Origin of the sequence: Arthrobacter sp. NPDC058130 (assembly GCF_042884475.1) — a bacterium.
GTDB lineage: Bacteria > Actinomycetota > Actinomycetes > Actinomycetales > Micrococcaceae > Arthrobacter.
The window spans coordinates 1-21,336 of sequence record NZ_JBHVTV010000021.1; the positions used below are offsets into that span (position 1 = coordinate 1).

The window sequence follows — 21,336 nt, forward strand, 5'->3', positions numbered from 1 at the left end:
GGACTTCATCGAGCACTACAATCACCACAGGCCCCACACCGCCCTCAAAGGCGCCTCACCCGCCAGCCGCGTCACCAACCAACCGGGTTAGTACAGCTAGTCCTCCGCCGGCACGGACAACGTGGCCAGAACCGCCGCGTGGTCCGACCCGGCCACCGGCAGCACGGCATAGCCGCGGCTTCGCATCTGCGGGCCGGTCACGATGTGGTCGATCACCACGCCCGGCAGCGGAGGACCGGCCATGGGCCAGGTCGGCACCAGGCGGGCCAGGGCCGCGGCCCCGGCATCGACGAGTGGTCCGTCTGGCGCGGTCCCGTCGGATCCTGCGCCGGTCCCGTCCAGCAGCTGGCGGAACTCGGCGTGGTCGAGCGTGGCATTGAAGTCGCCCAGGAGCAGCACGTTGCCGGGACGGGCGGCGCGGCGGCCCAAGGCGGCCAGTTCGCTCCGCCACTGCCCGGCCCGGCCCCACACCGGAGCCTTGGTGTGCACGTTGGTGACGCTGAGGGACACCGGCCGGCCGCCGGCGTCGAGCTCCAGCTGCACCGTGGGCATGTGGAAGGCGGAACCGTTCACGGAGTCCACCGGACGGAGCGGGCGGGAAGAGTACACGGCGCCGCCGCCCGCGCCGTCCCGTGTGCGGCTGATGCGGTGCGGAAGCAGCGCGCCCAGCCCCGCCTCATCCATCCGTCGTTCCAGGGCCGGGGAGAGTTCCTGGACGGCAAGGAGCTCGACGCCGTTCTCGCGCACCAGCCGCACCACCTCCGCGGCGTCCGCCTGGCCCTTCCAGGCGTTGAGGCTCATGACTGTCAGGTCTGCGGTTGGCAGCTGTCCGGCGCCCAGCCCGGTGTTCAGTCCTGTGCCCTGTTCGGTGGACTGTCCGGTGGACAGCTCCTGCGGCGGATCCGCCTGCCGGGCCAGGAGCCGGTCGGCCACGCGGTCGGGCGGGAACAGCCACAGCAGTTGCAAGGCCAGGAGGGCACCGGCCGGGAGGGCCGCCCACGGACGGCGCGCCCGCAGCGCCAGCAGGACGGCCGCGCTGGCGGGGAGCACGAACCAGGGTGTGAAGGCTACGAGCTGCACCACGGGGGCCGGCCAGGGCGCCGGGACCGCCCGGAAGATGGACACCGCCGCGACAGGTGCGGCGCAAAGTGCAGAGGACAGCTGCCAGCGGCGGCTCGAGCTGCGGCTCTTCACGGGGCGGCCCGAGGCGGCCGGTGGGCGGTCATGGCACGAGTCTATGCAGTCGGGCCCCCGGCGTCGCCCCCTCCCGGCTGTGTTTGCCGCGCTGTGAATCGCCGTATTTTCTCCGGTACCATCGTCTTAGCAGCTTCGACCCGGCCATCACCGGTGAGCTTCCGGAAGAACGCCCTCGCGAGGCATGAGATCGCTGAGCATGAGATCGCTGAGGCCAGTAGAACCGGACGGGTAAGCCCGTCACAGCAGTAATGAGCGGCCGACGCCGGTGCAGCCCTTTCTCGAAAAGGTGCACACCGGTGGCGGTAAGTGAGGTGGTACCGCGGTGCCGGTGTTGTCGAAAGACAGTGCAGGGGCCGTCCTCGCATCCTGAATGAATACATGTGTTCGCCGCTCAACCCAGGATGTCGAGATGACTTATTACCCCAAGGCCTCCGCCGCACCCACAGGCGCCGGTTCCACCACCGCTACTTCCAGCACCTCTGGTGTATCGGCCTCCGTGAAGTTCCCGGAGATCGAAGAGCGCATCCTCAAGTACTGGGACCAGGACGGCACCTTCCAGGCCAGCATCGACCAGCGGGATGCTGGCAAAGACGGCAGCAACGAATTCGTCTTCTACGACGGCCCGCCCTTCGCCAACGGACTGCCGCACTACGGCCACCTTTTGACCGGCTACGCCAAAGACCTCGTGGGCCGCTACCAGACCCAGCGCGGCCGCCGCGTCGAGCGACGCTTCGGCTGGGACACCCACGGCCTGCCCGCCGAGCTGGAAGCCATGAAGCAGCTGGGCATGACGGACAAGACCCAGATCGAGGCCATGGGCATCGACAAGTTCAACGACGCCTGCCGTGCCTCCGTCATGAAGTACGCCGACGAGTGGAAGAGCTACGTCACCCGCCAGGCGCGCTGGGTCGACTTCGAAAACGACTACAAGACGCTCAACGTCGAGTACATGGAGTCCGTGCTGTGGGCCTTCAAGCAGCTGCACGAAAAGGGCCTGACCTACAACGGCTACCGCGTGCTGCCCTACTGCTGGAAGGACGAGACGCCGCTGTCCAACCATGAGCTGCGCATGGACGACGACGTCTACAAGAACCGCCAGGACCAGACCGTCACGGTGACCTTCCCGATCACGGCGGGGGAGTCGGAGCTGTCCCAGCGGCTCGCCGGGGTGCAGGCGCTCGCCTGGACCACCACGCCCTGGACGCTGCCCACGAACGCGGCGCTCGCCGTCGGGCCTTCCATCACCTACGTGGTCCTGCCCGCCGGACCGCTCGGGATCAAGGCCGCCGCTGCCGAGGCACCGGTCACCGGCAGCTTCCTGCTTGCCGCGGACCTCCTGGGCGCCTACGCCAAGGACCTCGGCTACGGCGACGGCGCCGAGGGCGTCGCCGCCGCGGAAGCTGCCATCACCTCCCGCCACACCGGCGCCGAGCTCGACGGCCTGGCCTACGAGCCGCTCTGGGACTACTTCCACGACAACGAGAAGTACGGCAACCAGAACGCCTGGCGTTTCCTCGAGGCCGATTACGTCACCACCACCGACGGCACCGGCATTGTCCACCAGTCGCCCGCCTACGGTGAGGACGACCAGAAAATCTGTGAAGAGGCTGGCATCCCCGTGGTCCTCTCCGTGGACGAGGGCGCCAAGTTCCTGCCGCTGTTCAGCCACGGCCCGCTGGCCGAGATCGCCGGACTGCAGGTCTTCGAGGCCAACAAGCCCATCACCCAGGTGCTCCGCGCCCAGGGCCGCCTGGTCCGCCAGGCCAGCTACGAGCACAGCTACCCGCACTGCTGGCGCTGCCGCAACCCGCTGATCTACCGCGCCGTGTCCTCCTGGTACGTCGAGGTCACCAAGTTCAAAGACCGCATGTCCGAACTCAACCAGGAGATCAACTGGATCCCGGGCAACGTCAAGGACGGCCAGTTCGGCAAATGGCTCGCGAACGCCCGCGACTGGTCGATCAGCCGCAACCGCTACTGGGGCAGCCCCATCCCGGTGTGGCAGTCCAGCGACCCCGACTACCCGCGGACCGACGTCTACGGCTCCCTGGCCGAGATCGAGGCCGACTTCGGCCGCCTGCCGCTGAACAAGGCCGGCGAGGTGGACCTGCACCGGCCGTTCATCGACGAGCTCACCCGCCCGAACCCGGACGACCCCCGCACCCCGGAGCAGGGCCAGTCCGTGATGCGCCGCGTCGAGGACGTCCTGGACGTCTGGTTCGACTCCGGCTCCATGCCCTACGGCCAGGTGCACTACCCCTTCCAGAACGAGGAATGGTTCGACACCCACAACCCGGCGGACTTCATCGTCGAGTACATCGGCCAGACCCGCGGCTGGTTCTACATGCTGCACATCCTCTCCACCGCGCTGTTCGACCGGCCGGCCTTCCGCAACGTCATCAGCCACGGCATCGTACTGGGCTCCGACGGGCAGAAGATGTCCAAGAGCCTGCGCAACTACCCGGACGTCTCCGAGGTCCTGGACCGCGACGGCTCCGACGCCATGCGCTGGTTCCTGATGTCCAGCCCCATCCTGCGCGGCGGCAACCTCGTGGTCACCGAGCAGGGAATCCGCGACGGCGTCCGCCAGGTCATCCTGCCGCTGTGGAACGTGTACAGCTTCTTCACGCTGTACACGAACGCGGCGGACGGCGGGAATGGATACGACGCGAAGCTGCGCTACGACGGCTACGCCGACACCCTGGACCAGTACCTCATGGCCAACACCGGGGACCTGGTCCGGAACATGACCGCCCAGCTGGACAGCTACGACATCTCGGGGGCCTGCGATGAGCTGCGCAGCTACCTGGACATGCTCACCAACTGGTACGTCCGCCGCAGCCGCCAGCGCTTCTTCGATGAGAACGTGGACGCCTTCGACGCGCTCTACACGGCGCTGGAGACGGTCTGCCGCGTGGCCGCGTCCCTGCTGCCGCTGGTCTCCGAGGAGATCTGGCGTGGCCTCACCGGCGGCCGCTCCGTGCACCTGGCCGACTGGCCGGACGCCGGACTGTTCCCGGCCAACGCCGAACTGGTCGAGGCGATGGACCGGGTGCAGCAGATCTGCTCCACCGGCTCCTCGCTGCGCAAAGCCGCTAACCTGCGGGTGCGCCTGCCGCTGCAGGAACTCACCGTCGTGGCACCCGGCGCGGACGCGCTGGGAGGCTTCGCCGCCGTCGTCGCCGATGAACTGAACCTGCGCTCGGTCCGCCTGCTCGACGCCGAGAGCGCCTCCCCGGAGGAGTTCGGCATCGAACAGAAGCTCGTGGTCAACGCCCGCGCCGCCGGCCCGCGCCTGGGCAAAAACGTCCAGCAGGCCATCAAGGGCTCCAAGTCCGGCGACTGGTCGGTCAGCGAAGCCGGAGTGGTCACCGCCGGCGGGCTCGAGCTCGAACCGCAGGAGTACACCCTGGAGACCGTCGTGGCCGAGGCCGCGGAGGGCGCAGGCTCCCGGGCCGCGGCAGTGCTTCCCGGCGGCGGCTTCGTGGTCCTGAACACCGAGGTCACCCCCGAGCTGGAGGCCGAGGGCATGGCACGCGACATGGTTCGCGCCATCCAGCAGGCCCGCAAGGACGCCGGACTCAACGTCAGCGACCGGATCCGCACGTCCGTCACGGCGAAACCGGACGTCGTCGAGGCCCTGCTGGCCAACGCCGAGCTCGTCAAGACCGAAACCCTCACCATCGACCTGGAAACCGTGACGGCCGACGTCAAGGACCCCCAGGTCAGTGTCGCCAAGAAAGTTGGGGCCTAAGCCATGACCGACGAATTCTCCGTAGAGAGCGTCTACGCCGAGCTGCTGGGCCGGGCGCCCGAAAATAAAATGGAACCGCGGCTCGCCCCGCTGTTCCGGGCCATGGAAATCCTGGGGGAGCCGAACAAGGCGTTCCCGATCATCCACGTCACCGGCACCAACGGCAAGACCTCCACGGCCCGGATGATCGAGGCCGGGCTGCGCGCCCACGGCCTGAGCACCGGCCGCTACACGAGCCCGCACCTGTCCAAGGTCACCGAGCGGATCAGCATCGACGGCGCCCCGGTGCCGGACGAGACCTTCGTCCGGATCTGGGACGAGATCCGGCCCTACCTGCAGATCGTGGACGGCGAACTCGAAGCCCAGGGCCAGCCGCGGCTGACCTACTTCGAGTGCCTGACCATCCTGGGCTTCGCGGTCTTCGCCGACCAGCCGGTCAACGTCGCGGTGATCGAGGTGGGCCTGGGCGGCATCACCGACGCCACGAACGTCGGCGACGGCCAGGTGTCCGTCATCACCCCGATCTCCCTGGACCACACCGACCTGCTCGGCGACACCACCGGGGACATCGCCTACGAGAAGGCCGGCATCATCAAGCCCGGCGGCTTCCTCGTCAGCGCCGCGCAGCCCGTCGACGCGGCCCAGGTCCTGCTCGAGAAGGCCAAGGAGGTTAACGTGCCGTTCCGCTTCGAAGGCGTGGAGTTCGGCGTTGAATCCCGCACCGTCGCGGTGGGCGGCCAGATGGTCACCATCCAGGGCCTCGCCGGACGCTACGAGGACCTGCTGGTGCCCCTGCACGGCGCCCACCAGGCCGAGAACGCCGCCGTCGCGATTGCCGCGCTGGAAGCCTTCTTCGGCGGAGAAAAGGCGATCGACGCCGAGATCCTGCAGGAGGCCTTCGCCTCCGTCACCTCCCCGGGACGGCTCGAGGTGGTCCGCACCTCGCCCAGCATCATCGTGGACGCGGCCCACAACCCCGAAGGCATCCGGGTCTCCGCCGAGGCCATCCACGAGGCCTTCAACTTCACCAAGCTGGTGGTGGTGGTGGGTGTCCTGCGGGAAAAAGACGCCGAGGAGATCCTCCGCCAACTCAAGGAGTCCCTGGGCGACCTGGCCGCCGAATACTGCTTCACCGAGTCCAACTCGCCACGGGCCGTGCCGGCCGAGGACCTTGCCGAGATCGCGGTTGACCTCGGCTTCGGCGAGGACAGCATCCACGTCGCCGCGAAGCTCGACGACGCTCTTGAATGGGCCGTGGAACGCGCCGACGCCGATGACGAACCCGCCGGCGGGGTCCTCGTGACCGGTTCCATCACGCTCGTCGCCGACGCCCGGATCCTGCTCGGAAAGGCGGACGCGTAAGCGATGGCCAAACTTACCAAAGCCCAGCGCGAGTGGCGCCCGGGCATGCCCAAAAAGCGGCGGTCCACGAAGGTCATGTTCGCCTCCACGGTCCTGCTGCTGGAAGCGTTCGTGGTGCTCTTCGGGACGCTGGCCATCTTTGGGCTGCACCGCAATGAATACCCCGCAGGACTGGTCTTCTCGGTGGGGATCGGCCTGTGCCTGGTGTTCATCTTCACCTGCGCTGTCCTCTCAAAACCCTGGGGGGTGGCCCTGGGCTGGATCCTGCAGCTAGTCCTGATCCTCGGCGGCGTCCTGGAGCCTGCCATGTACGTCGTCGGCGCGCTCTTTGCCGTGGCGTGGTGGTACGGCATCCGGACCGGCATCCGGATTGACCGGGAAGCCGCCCAGCGGGACCGCGAGCAGGCTGAATGGGACGCGGCCCATCCCGCGGGCTCCGGGCCGGAACAAACGCCCGGCACCGCGAACCCGTAGTCCCGGACCCCTTAGACTTGACCCGAATCCCACCCAACACATTGGAGCAACTGTGAGCATTGAGCGCACCCTCGTCCTGATCAAGCCCGACGGCGTCGCCCGCAACCTGTCCGGCGCCATCCTGAGCCGGATCGAAGCCAAGGGCTACACCCTGGCCGAGCTCAAGAAAGTGGACGCGAGCCGCGAGCTGCTGGAACAGCACTACGAGGAGCACATCGGCAAGCCGTTCTACGAGCCGCTGGTTGAGTTCATGCTCAGCGGCCCGGTGGTTGCCGCGATCTTTGAGGGACACCGCGTGATAGAGGGCTTCCGCGTCCTCGCCGGCACCACGGACCCGACGACGGCGGCGCCCGGCACCATCCGCGGCGACTTCGGCCGCGACTGGGGCCTGAAGGTGCAGCAGAACCTGGTCCACGGCTCGGACTCCGTGGAGTCCGCCGAGCGCGAGATCAAGATCTGGTTCTAGGGGCTTTCCCGATCCGTTCCTCCCAGAGGTGACAGATAAGGCCAATGTTCAGAGCGAACATTGGCCTTATCTGTTGTCTGGGTGCATCTGTTGTCCGGATGCGTCTGCTGTCTTGGTGCGTTGAGGGGCGCCTAGTATCCGGAGGTCCCGATGAAGACCTGGATGAAGGCGAAGAAGATTGTCGCGATCACGGCGACGTACAGCAACGCCGTGATGATCCAGCCCGAGTCGCCGAGGACCTTGGTGGGACCGGCGGGCAGCGCGATCACACCGTGGGAAATGTTGCGGACGCTCACCCAGACGAACATGGGGATCATCACGGCCCACACCACCATGCAGAACGGGCAGAGGATGTGGATGGAGTACAGGGCCTGGGACCAGAGCCAGACCACGAACGCGAAGCCCAGCGTCACGCCGGCCTGAAGCCCCAGCCAGTACCACCGGGCGAATTTCGCGCCGGCCAGGATGCCCATGGCTGTGGTGATAATCACGGCGAAGGCGACGATTCCGATGAACATGTTGGGGAACCCGAACACCGAACTCTGCGGTGTCTGCATGACCTGGCCGCAGGAGATCCACGGGTTCACGTCGCAGACCGTGACGTGGTTCGGATCCTTCAGAACTTCCAGCTTCTCCAGCACCAGGGCCCCGGATGCGAGCCAGCCGATGACGCCGGTGATCAGCAGGAGCCAGGCGAACGGGCGGTCGCGGGTCATCGTGGGAAGGGACCGGTCCTCAGGAGCCGGGCCGGAACCTGGTTGGTGCACGGTCGCGTCGCCGGCAGTGCTGGAGATGCTGGGCATGGAATATGAGTCCCTTTAGTCGTGTCGGTGGTGTGCTTCTGGCCCGATTGTAACGCCGCAGACTGGGGAGTGCCGGAGAACAGCGCCGCCCGGCGCTCTCCGCGACTGCCGAAGCACTTCCGGCCTTGCCTACGCCAGCTTTGACGCCTCCTGTGAGACAATGATCGTGGCTGGAACCCGATCCACATCCGGATTCCGGTCCGGCGATTTTGTTTCAAGACCGCCAATGATGAGCAGGGAGCTGCGGATCCTCTGATTCCAGCTGTCCCGCAATGCCATTGGTCGGCACCTGGTTGTGGCATGTAGGCCAACGGGTTCCATAACAATCTCGCCGGCCCTCCAGGGCTGCCGCACCCCACTGCCGGTGCGAACCTGAGGGTATCCAATTGACTTCTGTCAATGCCCGCGGGTGTTGACGCATATTTGCCCCAACGGGCGCCGAATGTGGCGGCGCATCAGGGGCAGGAGTGTCGCCACATATGGATAATGACCAGGTTGTAACGGGTAACGAAGACGTAGTAGCCGCCGGGGAAGCAGAAGGAACTGCGGAAACAGAGGCTCCGGTAGCGCCGAAGAGGGCCGTCCGGACCCGCCGGAAGGCCCCGGTAGCCAAGATTGACGCCGCAGCCGCGGCGGAGGCTGTGGCTGAAGCCGCCGCCCTCGCCGAAGCGGCTGGCTCGGACGAGCCCATCGCCTCACGCGAAGCCGCCCCCGAGGCCGCAGCTCCCGAAACTGCCGTCAAAGCGCCCGCACGGCGCACCCGGGCCCGCAAGACTGTGGCCGCCCCGGAACCGCTCCCCGCCTTCGCCGAAGAGCCCGACGCCAGCGCGCCTGCCGCTGCAGAAGCCACAGAAGAAGCTCCCGAGACTGCGTCCGTCGAGGAAGAGACAGCGGAGAAGGCCGCAGAGAAGGCCGCAGAGAAGCCGGTCCGCCGCCGGGCCAGCCGTGCGAAGGCGGCCCCGAAGGCCGACGAGGTTCCGGCAGCAGCCGTCCCCGCCGAAGAAGCCGCCGCGGCGGAAGGTTCTGCGGAAGCACCCGCGGAAGCCCCCGCGGCGGAGGCCCAGCCTGCCGAGACGCAGCCAGAAGAAACCCAAACCGAAGAGCCCCCGGCCGAAGAGCCGCAGGCCCGGCCCGAGGAAAGCCCGGCCGCGTCACTGTTCATGGAACCGGGTGCCCTCACGTCCGTGATCTTCCAGGCCCCCGACCTCAGCACCGTGGTGCGCCCGGCCCCCGCTGCCGCAGCGGAACCCCAGTACGAGGAAGGCGAGGAAGGCGAGGAGGACGAGGACGCCGGCAGCCGCCGTCGGCGCCGCAGCCGCGGCCGGCGCGGGCGCACCCGCACCTCCGCCGAGTCCGAGACCGATTCAGAAGGCACCGACGAAGAGGGCGACGAAGGCTCCGAGGCAACCCTCGAAGACGGCGTGACCTCGCGCCGACGTCGTCGCCGCCGCCGCGGTGACCAGGACCTGGAGCTGACCGGCGGGGAAGGCGACGACCCGCCCAACACGGTGACCCGGGTCCGCGCACCGCGTGCGATGGCCGAGGCGCCGGTCAACAACCGCGTCACGTCGGTCAAGGGCTCCACCCGCCTGGAAGCTAAGAAGCAGCGCCGCCGCGAATCCCGCGACACCGGCCGCCGCCGCACTGTCATCACCGAGGCCGAGTTCCTGGCCCGCCGCGAGTCCGTGGACCGGCAGATGATCGTCCGCCAGCGCGACGACAGAATCCAGATCGGTGTCCTCGAGGACGGTGTCCTGGCCGAGCACTTCGTGTCCAAAACCCAGCAGGATTCCCTGATCGGCAACGTCTACCTGGGTAAGGTCCAGAACGTCCTCCCGTCCATGGAAGCCGCTTTCGTGGACATCGGCCGCGGCCGCAATGCCGTGCTGTACGCCGGCGAAGTGAACTGGGAGTCCGTCAACCTCGAAGGCAAGCAGCGCCGGATCGAGAACGCGCTCAAGTCCGGCGACTCCGTGCTGGTCCAGGTCACCAAGGACCCGGTCGGCCACAAGGGCGCCCGCCTCACCAGCCAGATCTCGCTGCCCGGCCGCTACCTCGTGTACGTGCCCGGCGGTTCGATGACCGGCATCTCCCGCAAGCTGCCCGACGTCGAACGCAACCGCCTCAAGCGGATCCTCAAGGACCGCCTGCCCGAGGACGCGGGCGTCATTGTCCGCACCGCGGCCGAGGGTGCCTCCGAGGAAGAGCTGACCCACGACATCAACCGGCTCCGCGCGCAGTGGGAGGGCATCGAAAGCCAGTCGACGTCCACCAAGATCCTCGCCCCCGAGCTGCTCTACGGCGAACCCGACCTGACCATCAAGGTGGTCCGCGACGTCTTCAACGAGGACTTCTCCAAGCTGATCGTCTCCGGCGAGGAAGCCTGGGACACCATCGAGGCCTACGTCACCTACGTGGCGCCGGACCTGGTGGGCCGGCTCGAGAAGTGGACCAAGGACACGGACATCTTCGCGGCCTGGCGCATCGACGAGCAGATCCACAAGGCCCTGGACCGCAAGGTCTTCCTGCCCTCGGGCGGATCCCTCGTGATCGACCGCACCGAAGCCATGACCGTGGTGGACGTCAACACCGGCAAGTTCACCGGCTCCGGCGGCAACCTCGAGGAAACCGTCACCAAGAACAACCTGGAAGCGGCCGAGGAAGTCGTCCGGCAGCTGCGCCTGCGCGACATCGGCGGCATCATCGTGATCGACTTCATCGACATGGTGCTCGAATCCAACCGCGACCTCGTGCTGCGCCGCATGGTGGAGTGCCTGGGCCGGGACCGGACCAAGCACCAGGTGGCGGAAGTGACCTCGCTGGGCCTCGTGCAGATGACGCGCAAGCGGATGGGCACCGGGCTGCTGGAAGTCTTCGGCGAGCAGTGTGAAGCGTGCGCCGGCCGCGGCATCGTCACCCATGACGAGCCCGTGGAACACCGCCGCGCCAACACCGTCGCCGCCGAGCACTATGTGCCGCGCACCGAGGCCGCCCAGCCTGCTGCCCGCACCGAGCGCAAGAGCCGCCGCCGCGGCAGGGGAGGACAGGGCACCGAGTCCGCGCCGTCCACGCCCGCGGCCGTCCACCCCGAGCCCACCGAGGCCGAACGCCACGCCAAGGCCGAAGCCACGCGGGCCGCGCTGGCGAACATCGCCGCCGCCGCGCACGCCGCGCACCTGCACGACGGCGAGGCAGCCGCCGCCAGCGACGCCGGCGCCCGCCAGGCCGCCGTGGACGCCGTCACGCAGCTCGCCGCCGCGGACGAAGCGGCCGGACGTCCCGCGACCGTGCTGACCTTTGGCGGCGAGCAGGTTGCCTTGCCCTTCGTCGAGCACGCCGAGGACACACCGGCACCGGCCCTGACCCTGGACCTGCTGACCGAGGCCTTCGCCAACCTGGGCGAGGCCGAGCCCGGCAAGCCGGCCGACGGGCAGGATGAGGCCCAGGCACCGCAGGCACCCGAACCGCCGGCCGCCGCTCCCGCCGCGGAGGCCCCGGCTTCACGGGCAGCGGACACCACCACCCGTGGCCGCCGCGGACGCCGCAACCGCAGCGCCAGCCGCGCCCAGGGCGCAGCCAACGAGACCTCCGTGGAACACCGCGAGGCCACGCGTCCTGCTGCGGCCGGATCGGTTCACGAGGCCAAGGCGCCCGCCGCGGCCGGTCCGGCGTCCGTCCCCGCCGGCAACGAGCCGATCATCCTCGGCGTCGGCGTGCCGGCATCGGAGCTGTAGTCCTCCACGGCTGATCACGTCTTCGGCCAAGGCACTGCCGCCGACTGGTCACCTTTCGACTGGTCGGGATGCGGGTCCGGGCCGGAGCGGGCGTAACAATACGTCCGCCCGGCCCGGGCCCGCACGTGCGTTAACGGGGCCGCCGGGTGGCAACGACTAGGCTGGAACACTGACACGGGGTGCCGCGCATCGGGCCGGCTGAGATCCAGACCCGTTGAACCTGTCCGGTTAGCACCGGCGAAGGGATGTCTGACTTGTCCGCGAGAACCAACCCGTCCGAGTTCCGGCCCAACAATATTCCGCCGGCCAATTTTCTGCCCTCCGGGCCGTCCCCGTCCGCGCCGCCGCGCATTCCCCGCGTGCTGGCCATCGCCGGGTCCGACCCGTCCGGCGGGGCCGGAATCCAGGCCGACCTGAAGAGCATCGCGGCCAACGGCGGCTACGGCATGGCCGCCATCACGGCGCTGACCGCGCAAAACACCCAGGGGGTGCGCGCCGTCCACGTGCCTCCGGCAGCGTTCCTCACGGCCCAGCTGGAGGCCATCAGCGACGACATCGGCATCGACGCCGTCAAGATCGGCATGCTCGGCGACGCCGCGGTGATCGACGCCGTCCGCATCTGGCTGGAAAAGGTGCGCCCCGTCGTCGTCGTCCTGGACCCCGTGATGGTCGCCACGAGCGGTGACCGGCTCCTGCAGGAATCGGCCGAGGCTGCCCTTCAGGCCCTCCTGCCGCTGGCGGACCTCATCACGCCGAACCTCGCCGAACTCGGCATCCTGCTCAAGGAGCCCGTCGCGGTCGACTGGGCCGAGGCCCTGGCGCAGGGCAAACGGCTGGCCGCCCTCACCGGCACCACCGTCCTGGTCAAGGGCGGACACCTCGAGGGCGGTGCTGTCGATGCGGCGGGCGCCGGAAACGACGCCAACGCCAACGCCGACGCCGGCTGCCCGGATGCCCTGGTCAATACCGGGGGCCTGCTCGGCCAGGAAACGGTGGTGGTGCCGGGGGAGCGGATCGCCACGCGCAACAGCCACGGCACCGGCTGCTCCCTGTCCTCGGCCATGGCCACCGTGCAGGCCAGGGTGGGGGACTGGGAGGCGGCGTTGCGGGAGGTCAAGCCGTGGCTGCTCGGCGCACTCCGCGAGGCCTCGGTCCTGGACGTCGGCACCGGCAACGGCCCGGTCCATCACTTCCACCATGTCGGTAGCGGTCATGTGGGCCACGGTCCCGCGAGCCACAGCACTGACAGCCACGCTCCGGCGGAGGGTGAGTTCGCGGCTGCCCTTTACGCGGGGGCCGCCGGCGATCTCGACGCCATCTATGCCCTGGACTTCATCCGCGGACTGGGCGACGGGACCTTGCCCGAGCACGAGTTCGCGTACTACCTCGCCCAGGACGCCATCTACCTCAACGGCTACGCCCGGGTCCTGGCCCGGGCCGCCGCGATCGCCCCCACCGAGGCCGAGCAGCTGTTCTGGGCCCGGTCGGCGCAGACCTGCCTGGAGGTCGAGTCCGAGCTGCACCGTTCCTGGCTCAGCACCCGCCCCACGGCGGCCACCCTGGGCCCGGTGACGAAGTCCTACGTCGATCACCTGCTGGCCGCCTCGGTGTCCGGCAGCTACGGGGTCCTCGTGGCAGCGGCCCTGCCGTGCTTCTGGCTCTACGCCGAGGTCGGCTCCACCCTGCACCGGGAGTTCCTGGCCGGCGGGGCCCCCGCTGGGCATCCCTACGCCGACTGGCTGCGGACTTACGCCGATGAGGACTTCGCCGCCGCAACACGGCAGGCCATCGCGTACACGGACACGGCGGCCCGGCAGGCATCCGGGAGCGAGCGGGAGGCCATGGCCCTGGCCTTCCGGCAGTCCTCGCGCTACGAAGTGGACTTTTTCGACGCGCCGCGGCTGCACGCCTGACGCGAGCCGGCTTCTACAGCCGGTACGATGATGGGGCACGGTTCCGGAAGTCGGTGCGGCAGCACAACATCAAGAGGCGTTGTGGCGCCTGTCACGGACTGCCCCCGGAGCCAGCCTCATTTGCGGCCGAAGGCAAAATTAGCGTATTCTAGATCTTCGGTGCTTACGCCAACACTTGGGTTATGACCCTGAGAACTGTCCGCTTGGAATTCCAACTGGACTTGTTCCGGGGATAGCTCATGGGTTCCCCCGGGGAATCCACCGGCGTTGAGGCACAGCGTGAGCCGGTCCAAACAATTTGGCCCCAGGTTCCGCACGCAAATCTAGTAATAAACGTCGAGAGAAGTGAGTTCCCCAGTGGTGTACGCGATTGTCCGCGCAGGCGGCCGCCAAGAGAAGGTTTCCGTTGGAGACTTCGTTACCCTGAACCGCGTCCCCGGTGGAGCCGGCAGCACCTTTGAGTTGCCCGCACTGCTCCTGGTGGACGGCGACAAAGTCACGTCTGCTGCTGCGGACCTGGCCAAGGTAACGGTTACGGCTGAGATCCTCGAAGACCTCCGTGGTCCGAAGATCGTCATCCAGAAGTTCAAGAACAAGACCGGTTACAAGAAGCGCCAGGGTCACCGTCAGGAATTGACCAAGGTCAAGATCACCGGTATCAAGTAACTCTTCGTTACTGAACAGGCTCCAGCAGTTTCCCCAGAATTTTTGAAGGCAGGCATTTCAAATGGCACATAAAAAAGGCGCGAGCTCCACTCGCAACGGTCGTGACTCCAACGCCCAGTACCTCGGCGTCAAGCGCTTCGGTGGCCAGGTAGTTTCCGCAGGCGAGATCATCGTCCGCCAGCGCGGCACCCACTTCCACCCGGGCGCCGGCGTCGGCCGCGGCGGGGACGACACCCTGTTCGCCCTGACCCCCGGTGCTGTCGAGTTCGGCACCCGCCGTGGTCGCCGCGTTGTGAACATCGTGGCTGCTGCAGCTGCAGAGTAGCAATAAGTTCTAAATCGGTGGAGCGGGCCATTAGGTCCGCTCCACCGGTGTTTTAACCGCATTACAATCATCTTGGGCCGCTTTGGGGTCCGGGGAACAGCACTGAGGAGATTTACGTGGCGAGCTTTGTAGACCGGGTAGTACTGCATGTATCCGGCGGTACCGGCGGCCACGGCTGTGTCTCCGTTCACCGTGAGAAGTTCAAGCCCCTCGGCGGTCCCGACGGCGGCAACGGCGGCAACGGTGGCGACGTCATCCTGCGCGTCGACTCGCAGACCACCACTTTGCTCGACTACCATCACGCCCCCCACCGGCACGCCACCAATGGCGGCCCCGGCATGGGCGACTGGCGCGGCGGCAAGAACGGCGAAACCCTGATCCTTCCGGTGCCTGTGGGTACCGTTGTCAAGTCCAAGTCCGGCGAAGTCCTCGCCGACCTCGTGGGCGACGGCGACGAATACATCGCCGCGGCCGGCGGCATCGGTGGCCTCGGCAACGCGGCGCTGTCCTCCCAGAAGCGCCGCGCTCCCGGCTTCGCGCTGCTCGGCATCGAGGGCGAATCCAGCGACGTCGTCCTGGAACTGAAATCCATCGCTGACATCGCCCTCGTCGGCTTCCCCTCCGCCGGCAAGTCCAGCCTGATCGCCGCGATGTCGGCCGCCCGGCCCAAGATCGCCGATTACCCCTTCACCACCCTGATCCCGAACCTGGGCGTCGTCCAGGCCGGCGAGGTCCGCTTCACCATTGCCGACGTCCCCGGCCTGATCGAGGGCGCCAGCGAGGGCAAGGGCCTGGGCCACCACTTCCTGCGCCACGTCGAGCGCTGCGCCGCCCTCGTGCACGTGCTGGACTGCGGCACACTCGAATCGGACCGAGACCCCCTCTCCGACCTCTCCATCATCGAGACCGAGCTGGAGAAGTACGCCGTGGACATGAGCTACAGCGGGGCCGACGGCGAAGTGGTTCCGCTGAACCACCGCCCCCGGCTGGTGGCCCTGAACAAGGTGGACCTGCCCGACGGCAAGGACATGGCCGAGTTCGTCCGCCCGGAACTGGAATCCCGCGGCTACAGGGTCTTCGAAATCTCCGCGACGAGCCACGAAGGCCTCCGCCAGCTCGGCTTCGCCATGGCCGAAATCGTCCAGGCTGCCCGCGACGCTGTCGCCGCGACCCCGCCGAAGGTGGCCGCCCCCGTGCTGCGCCCCCGCGCCGTCAACGAGACCGGCTTCACGATCCGCCGCGAGGAAAAGGGCCTCGAGCCGCTCTTCCGCGTCCAGGGCGAGAAGCCTGTGCGCTGGGTCAAGCAGACCGACTTCACCAACGAGGAAGCTATCGGCTACCTCGCCGACCGCCTGGCCAAGCTGGGCGTCGAAAATGAGCTGTTCAAACAGGGCGCCAAGCCCGGCGACATGGTGGTGATCGGCGACGACGACGGCGTCGTCTTCGACTGGGAGCCGACCATGATGGCCGGCGCCGAACTGCTCGCCTCGCCGCGTGGCACCGACGTGCGCTTCGCCGACATCGGCGACCGCCCGACGCGTGGCCAGAAGCGCGACGAACAGCAGGAGCGCCGCGACGCCAAGGCAGCCGCCCGCGCCGAGCTCGAAGCCGAACGCAAAGCCGGGATCTGGACCGAGTCCGTCAGCGGCCGCCGGGCACGGCAGCCGCTCAAGGAGAGTGGACTGGGCGCAGACGATGACGAGTAAGGCCGTCGTCGAGCACCGGTCACAGCCGCATACGGCCTACACCCACAACGCCCCCGACCGCACCGCGCTCTCCGGGGCCCGCCGGATCGTCGTCAAAGTGGGCTCGTCCTCGCTGACCTCCATCAAGGGCGGGATCTCCGAAGAGGCCCTGACCGGCCTCGCCGACGCACTCGCGCACAAGCGCAACGCCGGCACGGAAATCATCCTGGTGTCCTCCGGCGCGATTGCCGCCGGCCTCGCCCCGCTGGGACTGGAGAAGCGCCCCCGCGACCTCGCCACCCAGCAGGCCGCGGCCAGCGTCGGCCAGGGCCTGCTGATGGCCCGGTACACCCACGCGTTCGGGGCGCACGGGGTCACGGTCAGCCAGGTGCTCCTGACCGCGGATGACTTCATGCGCCGCAGCCAGCACACCAACGCGTTCCGCGCACTGGACCGACTGCTGAACCTCGGCGTCGTCCCCGTGGTCAACGAAAACGACACCGTGGCCACCCACGAGATCCGCTTTGGCGACAACGACCGCCTCGCGGCCCTGGTGGCCCACCTGGTCCGCGCAGACGCACTCGTGCTGCTCTCCGACGTCGACTCCCTGTACGACGGCCCGCCGTCGCATGGCGCCAAACGCATCCCGCACGTCTCCGGCCCCCACGACCTCGACGGCGTCTCGATCGGCAGCACCGGAAAGGCCGGTGTGGGCACCGGCGGCATGGTCACCAAGGTCGAAGCCGCCACGATCGCCGCGGGTTCAGGCATCCACGCCCTGGTTACGTCCACGGATAACGCGGCCGCCGCACTGGCCGGCGAGGATGTGGGGACGTGGTTCTCCGTCAACGGCGCCCGCAAGCCGATCCGGCTCCTGTGGCTGGCCCACCTGGCGTCGGTGCAGGGCACGCTGGTGCTCGACGACGGCGCGGTTGAGGCCGTCCGTGACCGCCGCACCTCGCTGCTCCCGGCCGGAATTGCCGAGGTGAAAGGCGACTTCGAGGCCGGCGACGCAGTCGAGATGGTGTCGGTCGACAACACCGTGATTGCGCGCGGGCTGGTCAACTATTCCGCCGCCGAGCTGCCCCAAATGCTGGGCCGCTCCACGCGGGAGCTGGGCAAGGCGCTGGGCCGCGGATATGACCGCGAAGTTGTTCATGTTGACGACCTGGTGCTGGTCTAGGTCCACTGGACGCCTAAACTGGAAGCATGACTGAGGCCCTGACTTCCGCCGCCGTGCCCGCTGACCTGCCTGTTAACACTGTCCCGGCCGGCAAATCCGTGCCCGCCGAGGGTTTCGCGGCGCCGGATCCGGCAGGGACGCCGGCCACGGCAACAGAGATCGAAGCGGCCGTCCATGCGATCGCTGACCGCTCCCGCCACGCCGCCCGGAAGATGGCCCACGCGAACCGGGCCTGGAAGGACCGCGGCCTGCGCGCCATCGGCAAGGCGCTCGTGGAACACAAGCACCAGATCCTGGCCGCCAACGCCAAGGACGTCGAGTCCGGCCGGGCCGCCGGCACCAGCGCCGCCCTGCTGGACCGCTTGACGCTGACCGATACACGCATCACGGCCCTCGCCGCGGCACTGGAAAACCTCGCCACCCTGCCTGACCCCGTCGGAAACGTCGTGCGGGGCCAGACCCTGCCCAACGGGCTGCGCCTCCGCCAGATTAACGTCCCCATGGGCGTGGTGGCCGCGATTTACGAGGCCCGCCCCAATGTCACGGTCGACATTGCCGGCCTGGCCCTCAAGAGCGGCAACGCCGTCATCCTGCGCGGCGGATCCGCCGCCGCGGCCACCAATGCCGCCCTCATCACGATCCTCCGGGACGCCCTGGAATCGGTGGGCCTGCCCGCCGACGCCGTCCAGACCGTGGACCAGTACGGCCGCGACGGCGCCAACGCCCTCATGCGGGCGCGCGGCCGGGTGGACGTGCTCATTCCCCGCGGCGGCCGCGATCTGATCCAGACCGTGGTGACGAACTCCTCCGTGCCGGTCATCGAGACCGGTGAGGGCAACGTCCACATCTTCGTCGACGCGTCGGCCAGCGAGGACATGGCCGTCGACATCCTCCTCAACGCCAAGACCCAGCGGCCCAGCGTCTGCAACACCGTCGAAACGCTGCTGGTGCACTCCAAGTCCACCGTCCTTCCCGCCATCGCGGCCGCGCTGCGGGCCGCCGGCGTCACCCTGCACGTGGACCAGCGCGTCCGCGCCGCGCTGCCGGCGTCGATCCAGTCCGTGCCGGCCACCGACGAAGACTGGGCCACCGAATACATGAACCTGGACCTGGCCGTGGCCATGGTGGACAGCCTGGACGAAGCCGTCAGGCACATCCGTAAGTGGTCCACAGGCCACACCGAGGCGATCCTGACCAACGACCTCGCCAACGCCGAGCGCTTCATCGCCGAGATCGATTCGGCCGCCGTGATCGTGAACGCCTCCACCCGCTTCACCGACGGCGGCGAACTCGGCCTCGGCGCCGAGGTGGGGATTTCCACCCAAAAACTTCACGCCCGCGGCCCCATGGGACTGACGGAACTGACCACCACCAAGTGGATCGTGCAGGGCGAGGGCCAGATCCGGGGCTAGCAACGCTGTAACATGGAACGGAAGATCGGAACGGCGGACACCTCCGCCGTCGTCAAATTTTAAACTCATTAGGGGAGAACATGCTGTCGCAGCAGATCGCCACTTTCGTCGCCGCCGCCGGCGAATCAGGCCACGAGGAACTCGCGCCGCTCATTGCACCGCCGTTTGTCATTGGCGGGACCATGTTCGCCATCCTGGTGCTCCTGCTGTTGATCACGCTGTCCTACTCCAACCTGGGCAGGCGCCACGTGGCCGTCGAGGAGCACTCGGATCCGCACCGCCAGCACCCGAACAAGCACGATCACAGCCAGGGTCACTAATATTTCCGCCACCATGAGGCAGCGCGGCGCCCAGCGCCGCCTGCGTCTGGGTGTGATGGGCGGCACGTTCGATCCCATCCATCATGGACACCTTGTCGCGGCCAGTGAGGTCGCGGCCAAGTTCGACCTGGACGAAGTCGTGTTTGTGCCCACCGGCCAGCCCTGGCAGAAGTCGGCCAAGAAGGTCAGCGAAGCCGAGCACCGATATCTCATGACCGTCATTGCCACGGCCTCGAACCCGCGCTTCACCGTGAGCAGGGTGGACGTGGATCGTCCGGGACCGACCTACACGATCGACACGCTGCGCGACCTCCGCACGCTGCGCCCGGACGCCGATCTCTTCTTCATCACCGGCGCGGACGCGCTGGCCCAGATTTTGTCCTGGAAAGACATCGACGAACTGTGGTCGCTCGCGCACTTCGTGGGTGTCACCCGGCCGGGCCACGTCCTGGACGGCATGGGCCGCAAGGACGTCAGCCTCCTGGAGGTCCCGGCCATGGCCATTTCCTCCACGGACTGCCGCACGAGGGTGGCCGAAGGCAATCCTGTCTGGTACCTGGTTCCGGACGGGGTGGTCCAGTACATCGCAAAGTACGGCCTGTACCACACCAGCCCCGACGCGGTCCGCCTCGATGCCGGACACGCTGAGGCCAACAGCGCCCGCCGCGCCGCGGCAGGAATTGGTCCGGCAGGGATTGACCCGACACAGCACGATCCAGCCTTCGAGATAACCCAACCAGCCAGCACTGAATGAGTTTGCCATGAGTCAGGAACAGCCTCCGATCCGCAGCCGCCGCGAATTGCGGCAGGCCAGAGATGAACGCCTGGACACTGCGGGACCGGGCGAGCCGACCGAGGCCGAAATCACCGGCCGGAGCCGTCGTGTTGCCGACGCTCCCGTGGACTCTGTGCCTGGCGGTGCCGAGCGGTCCTCCCAGATCCGGGCACGGGACCGTGCCGCGCTGCGCACCATCAAGGAACTGGCTGAGAAGGAAGGCCAACTGGCGCAGGGAGGACCGCCCACCCGGCGCCAGCTGCGGCTTCTGGAATTGGCGACCGAAACCGCCCCCGCCACCCAGGCCAACACCATCGTCCCGGTGTCCCCGCGTACCCGGGCCAATCCGGTGGTTTCCCCGGCCAAGAAAGACCCAGCCGGGAAGGGCGCGGCTCCGGCTGTGTCAGGCGCCCCGGCCCCCAAAGCTCCCGCAGCGGATCCCGCCGGCGCCGGCCCAGGCGGGAAGCCGCCCGAGGGCATGAGCGTCGAGCAGGCGCTGGCCGCGCGGGAACTGCTCGCAGCGCAGGCCAAGAACCAAGTGGCCAAGATGGAGCACATCGCGGCGACGGATCCCGACGCCGTCGACCCCGCCGTCCTGGCCGAGCAGATCGCCCTGGCCGAGCGCGCCGCAGTGCTGAACCGCCGCGCCGCCGCCAAGCAGAAGCTCGCCGAACAAAACAGCCAGCCCGCAGTGCCCCGCAACGATCCCACCACGGCCAACAACCTGGCCATGGTCACACCCTTGGAATTTGAGAATGTTCCCGGCGTGGAGCGGCCCGTCATGAAGCGCCCTGCCACGTCGTATGTTCCGGTTGTCACCAACCCGGGCCCCCGGGTGGACGCGACACGGAAACCCGGCGGGCGGCGCCCAGGCCTGTCCCGCCAGCGCCTCGCTGGCCCTGCAACGGGTTCTGCCGCTGGCAAAAGTGGTGTCCTGGCCCGCGCAGAAGCAGCCGCCAAGGCCGGAAAGGCCCGGCCAGCCGACGTTTCCGCGGGCGGGACCGACGAGGCCCCCGTTGGCGGGGAGCCCGTGGCAGCGAATTCCGCCTACGGACTGGATCCCCTGGATGCTGCCACCGCCGGACTGGGCCGGGCGCGGCGCCTGCGCTTGCTCCAACTCGGCGTCCTGGCGTTGGGGATCGTTGCCCTGATCGCCGGCATCACACTGATCGTCACCGGGATGGCGCGCTAGGCCAGATGGGCTTCGATGCTTCACCGTCGAATGGAACGGGAAGTGGCACCCCAGCCGCTCGGCCGATACCCGGCG

At 68.2% G+C, this 21,336-nt stretch carries 17 protein-coding genes and 1 riboswitch; of the genes, 15 read left to right on the forward strand and 2 right to left on the reverse strand.

Annotated features, from left to right (window positions below):
- The coding region (locus tag ACFVTM_RS22090; protein WP_390204589.1) for an integrase core domain-containing protein at positions 1 to 91 on the forward strand (91 nt) is incomplete at its 5' end.
- A gap of 5 nt (positions 92 to 96) precedes the next feature.
- On the opposite strand, the gene ACFVTM_RS22095 is transcribed toward ACFVTM_RS22090, so the two are convergent.
- Entirely contained in the window at positions 97 to 1,194 is a 1,098-nt protein-coding gene (locus tag ACFVTM_RS22095) for an endonuclease/exonuclease/phosphatase family protein (protein WP_390206298.1), read from the reverse strand.
- Positions 1,195 to 1,606: 412 nt separating this feature from the next.
- On the opposite strand from ACFVTM_RS22095, the gene ileS reads away from it, so the two are divergent.
- The 4 genes from ileS to ndk are packed head-to-tail and all read left to right on the forward strand — an operon-like array spanning position 1,607 to position 7,253.
- Complete coding sequence (ileS, locus tag ACFVTM_RS22100; RefSeq protein ID WP_390206300.1) at positions 1,607 to 4,951, forward strand: isoleucine--tRNA ligase; 3,345 nt, start codon at positions 1,607 to 1,609, stop codon at positions 4,949 to 4,951.
- Positions 4,952 to 4,954: 3 nt separating this feature from the next.
- Positions 4,955 to 6,313, forward strand: coding sequence for a bifunctional folylpolyglutamate synthase/dihydrofolate synthase (locus ACFVTM_RS22105; protein WP_390206302.1), 1,359 nt, complete (start codon positions 4,955 to 4,957; stop codon positions 6,311 to 6,313).
- Between the two features lie 3 nt (positions 6,314 to 6,316).
- On the forward strand, positions 6,317 to 6,787 hold the full coding sequence (locus ACFVTM_RS22110) for a DUF4233 domain-containing protein (RefSeq protein WP_390206303.1): 471 nt from the start codon (positions 6,317 to 6,319) through the stop codon (positions 6,785 to 6,787).
- Positions 6,788 to 6,839: 52 nt separating this feature from the next.
- Positions 6,840 to 7,253 (forward strand): nucleoside-diphosphate kinase, encoded by a 414-nt coding sequence (gene ndk, locus ACFVTM_RS22115; protein ID WP_390206304.1) that lies wholly within the window; start codon positions 6,840 to 6,842, stop codon positions 7,251 to 7,253.
- 131 nt (positions 7,254 to 7,384) lie between these two features.
- On the opposite strand, the gene ACFVTM_RS22120 is transcribed toward ndk, so the two are convergent.
- Positions 7,385 to 8,056: a vitamin K epoxide reductase family protein gene (locus ACFVTM_RS22120; protein ID WP_390206305.1), complete on the reverse strand. Its 672-nt coding sequence runs from the start codon at positions 8,054 to 8,056 to the stop codon at positions 7,385 to 7,387.
- Between the two features lie 479 nt (positions 8,057 to 8,535).
- On the opposite strand from ACFVTM_RS22120, the gene ACFVTM_RS22125 reads away from it, so the two are divergent.
- The 10 genes from ACFVTM_RS22125 to ACFVTM_RS22170 all read left to right on the forward strand — a co-directional run bounded on the left by ACFVTM_RS22125 (position 8,536) and on the right by ACFVTM_RS22170 (position 21,261).
- Entirely contained in the window at positions 8,536 to 11,790 is a 3,255-nt protein-coding gene (locus tag ACFVTM_RS22125) for an Rne/Rng family ribonuclease (protein WP_390206307.1), read from the forward strand.
- Positions 11,791 to 11,955: 165 nt separating this feature from the next.
- A riboswitch (TPP riboswitch) is annotated at positions 11,956 to 12,053 on the forward strand.
- Positions 12,036 to 13,703: a bifunctional hydroxymethylpyrimidine kinase/phosphomethylpyrimidine kinase gene (locus ACFVTM_RS22130; protein WP_390206309.1), complete on the forward strand. Its 1,668-nt coding sequence runs from the start codon at positions 12,036 to 12,038 to the stop codon at positions 13,701 to 13,703. (Overlaps the previous riboswitch by 18 nt.)
- 357 nt (positions 13,704 to 14,060) lie before the next feature.
- Positions 14,061 to 14,369 carry a 50S ribosomal protein L21 gene (rplU, locus tag ACFVTM_RS22135; protein WP_018773353.1) on the forward strand — a complete coding sequence of 103 codons (309 nt, stop codon included), beginning with the start codon at positions 14,061 to 14,063 and terminating at the stop codon, positions 14,367 to 14,369.
- A 61-nt stretch (positions 14,370 to 14,430) separates the two neighbouring features.
- Positions 14,431 to 14,694, forward strand: coding sequence for a 50S ribosomal protein L27 (gene rpmA / locus ACFVTM_RS22140; protein ID WP_009372867.1), 264 nt, complete (start codon positions 14,431 to 14,433; stop codon positions 14,692 to 14,694).
- A 116-nt stretch (positions 14,695 to 14,810) separates the two neighbouring features.
- The gene (gene obgE / locus ACFVTM_RS22145; RefSeq protein ID WP_390206310.1) at positions 14,811 to 16,400 is read left to right on the forward strand and encodes a GTPase ObgE; all 1,590 of its coding nucleotides are present in this window, start codon (positions 14,811 to 14,813) and stop codon (positions 16,398 to 16,400) included.
- Positions 16,390 to 17,562: a glutamate 5-kinase gene (gene proB / locus ACFVTM_RS22150; protein ID WP_390206312.1), complete on the forward strand. Its 1,173-nt coding sequence runs from the start codon at positions 16,390 to 16,392 to the stop codon at positions 17,560 to 17,562. The genes obgE and proB overlap by 11 nt, the downstream gene beginning before the upstream one ends.
- Positions 17,563 to 17,588: 26 nt before the next feature.
- Entirely contained in the window at positions 17,589 to 18,974 is a 1,386-nt protein-coding gene (locus ACFVTM_RS22155; RefSeq protein WP_390206313.1) for a glutamate-5-semialdehyde dehydrogenase, read from the forward strand.
- An 80-nt stretch (positions 18,975 to 19,054) separates the two neighbouring features.
- Positions 19,055 to 19,294, forward strand: coding sequence for a hypothetical protein (locus tag ACFVTM_RS22160; protein WP_390206314.1), 240 nt, complete (start codon positions 19,055 to 19,057; stop codon positions 19,292 to 19,294).
- Positions 19,295 to 19,349: 55 nt separating this feature from the next.
- The gene (gene nadD / locus ACFVTM_RS22165; protein ID WP_390206351.1) at positions 19,350 to 20,048 is read left to right on the forward strand and encodes a nicotinate-nucleotide adenylyltransferase; all 699 of its coding nucleotides are present in this window, start codon (positions 19,350 to 19,352) and stop codon (positions 20,046 to 20,048) included.
- A 7-nt stretch (positions 20,049 to 20,055) separates the two neighbouring features.
- On the forward strand, positions 20,056 to 21,261 hold the full coding sequence (locus tag ACFVTM_RS22170; protein WP_390206315.1) for a hypothetical protein: 1,206 nt from the start codon (positions 20,056 to 20,058) through the stop codon (positions 21,259 to 21,261).
- Positions 21,262 to 21,336: the final 75 nt, after the last annotated feature.

Excerpts from the sequence above, each read along its gene's own strand:
- ileS (WP_390206300.1), top strand. The coding sequence starts at position 1,607 with ATGACTTATTACCCCAAGGCCTCCGCCGCACCCACAGGCGCCGGTTCC.
- ACFVTM_RS22105 (WP_390206302.1), top strand. The coding sequence starts at position 4,955 with ATGACCGACGAATTCTCCGTAGAGAGCGTCTACGCCGAGCTGCTGGGC.
- ACFVTM_RS22110 (WP_390206303.1), top strand. The coding sequence starts at position 6,317 with ATGGCCAAACTTACCAAAGCCCAGCGCGAGTGGCGCCCGGGCATGCCC.
- ACFVTM_RS22120 (WP_390206305.1), bottom strand. The coding sequence starts at position 8,056 with ATGCCCAGCATCTCCAGCACTGCCGGCGACGCGACCGTGCACCAACCA.
- ACFVTM_RS22125 (WP_390206307.1), top strand. The coding sequence starts at position 8,536 with ATGGATAATGACCAGGTTGTAACGGGTAACGAAGACGTAGTAGCCGCC.
- ACFVTM_RS22130 (WP_390206309.1), top strand. The coding sequence starts at position 12,036 with ATGTCTGACTTGTCCGCGAGAACCAACCCGTCCGAGTTCCGGCCCAAC.
- rpmA (WP_009372867.1), top strand. The coding sequence starts at position 14,431 with ATGGCACATAAAAAAGGCGCGAGCTCCACTCGCAACGGTCGTGACTCC.
- proB (WP_390206312.1), top strand. The coding sequence starts at position 16,390 with ATGACGAGTAAGGCCGTCGTCGAGCACCGGTCACAGCCGCATACGGCC.
- ACFVTM_RS22155 (WP_390206313.1), top strand. The coding sequence starts at position 17,589 with ATGACTGAGGCCCTGACTTCCGCCGCCGTGCCCGCTGACCTGCCTGTT.
- ACFVTM_RS22160 (WP_390206314.1), top strand. The coding sequence starts at position 19,055 with ATGCTGTCGCAGCAGATCGCCACTTTCGTCGCCGCCGCCGGCGAATCA.
- nadD (WP_390206351.1), top strand. The coding sequence starts at position 19,350 with ATGGGCGGCACGTTCGATCCCATCCATCATGGACACCTTGTCGCGGCC.
- ACFVTM_RS22170 (WP_390206315.1), top strand. The coding sequence starts at position 20,056 with ATGAGTCAGGAACAGCCTCCGATCCGCAGCCGCCGCGAATTGCGGCAG.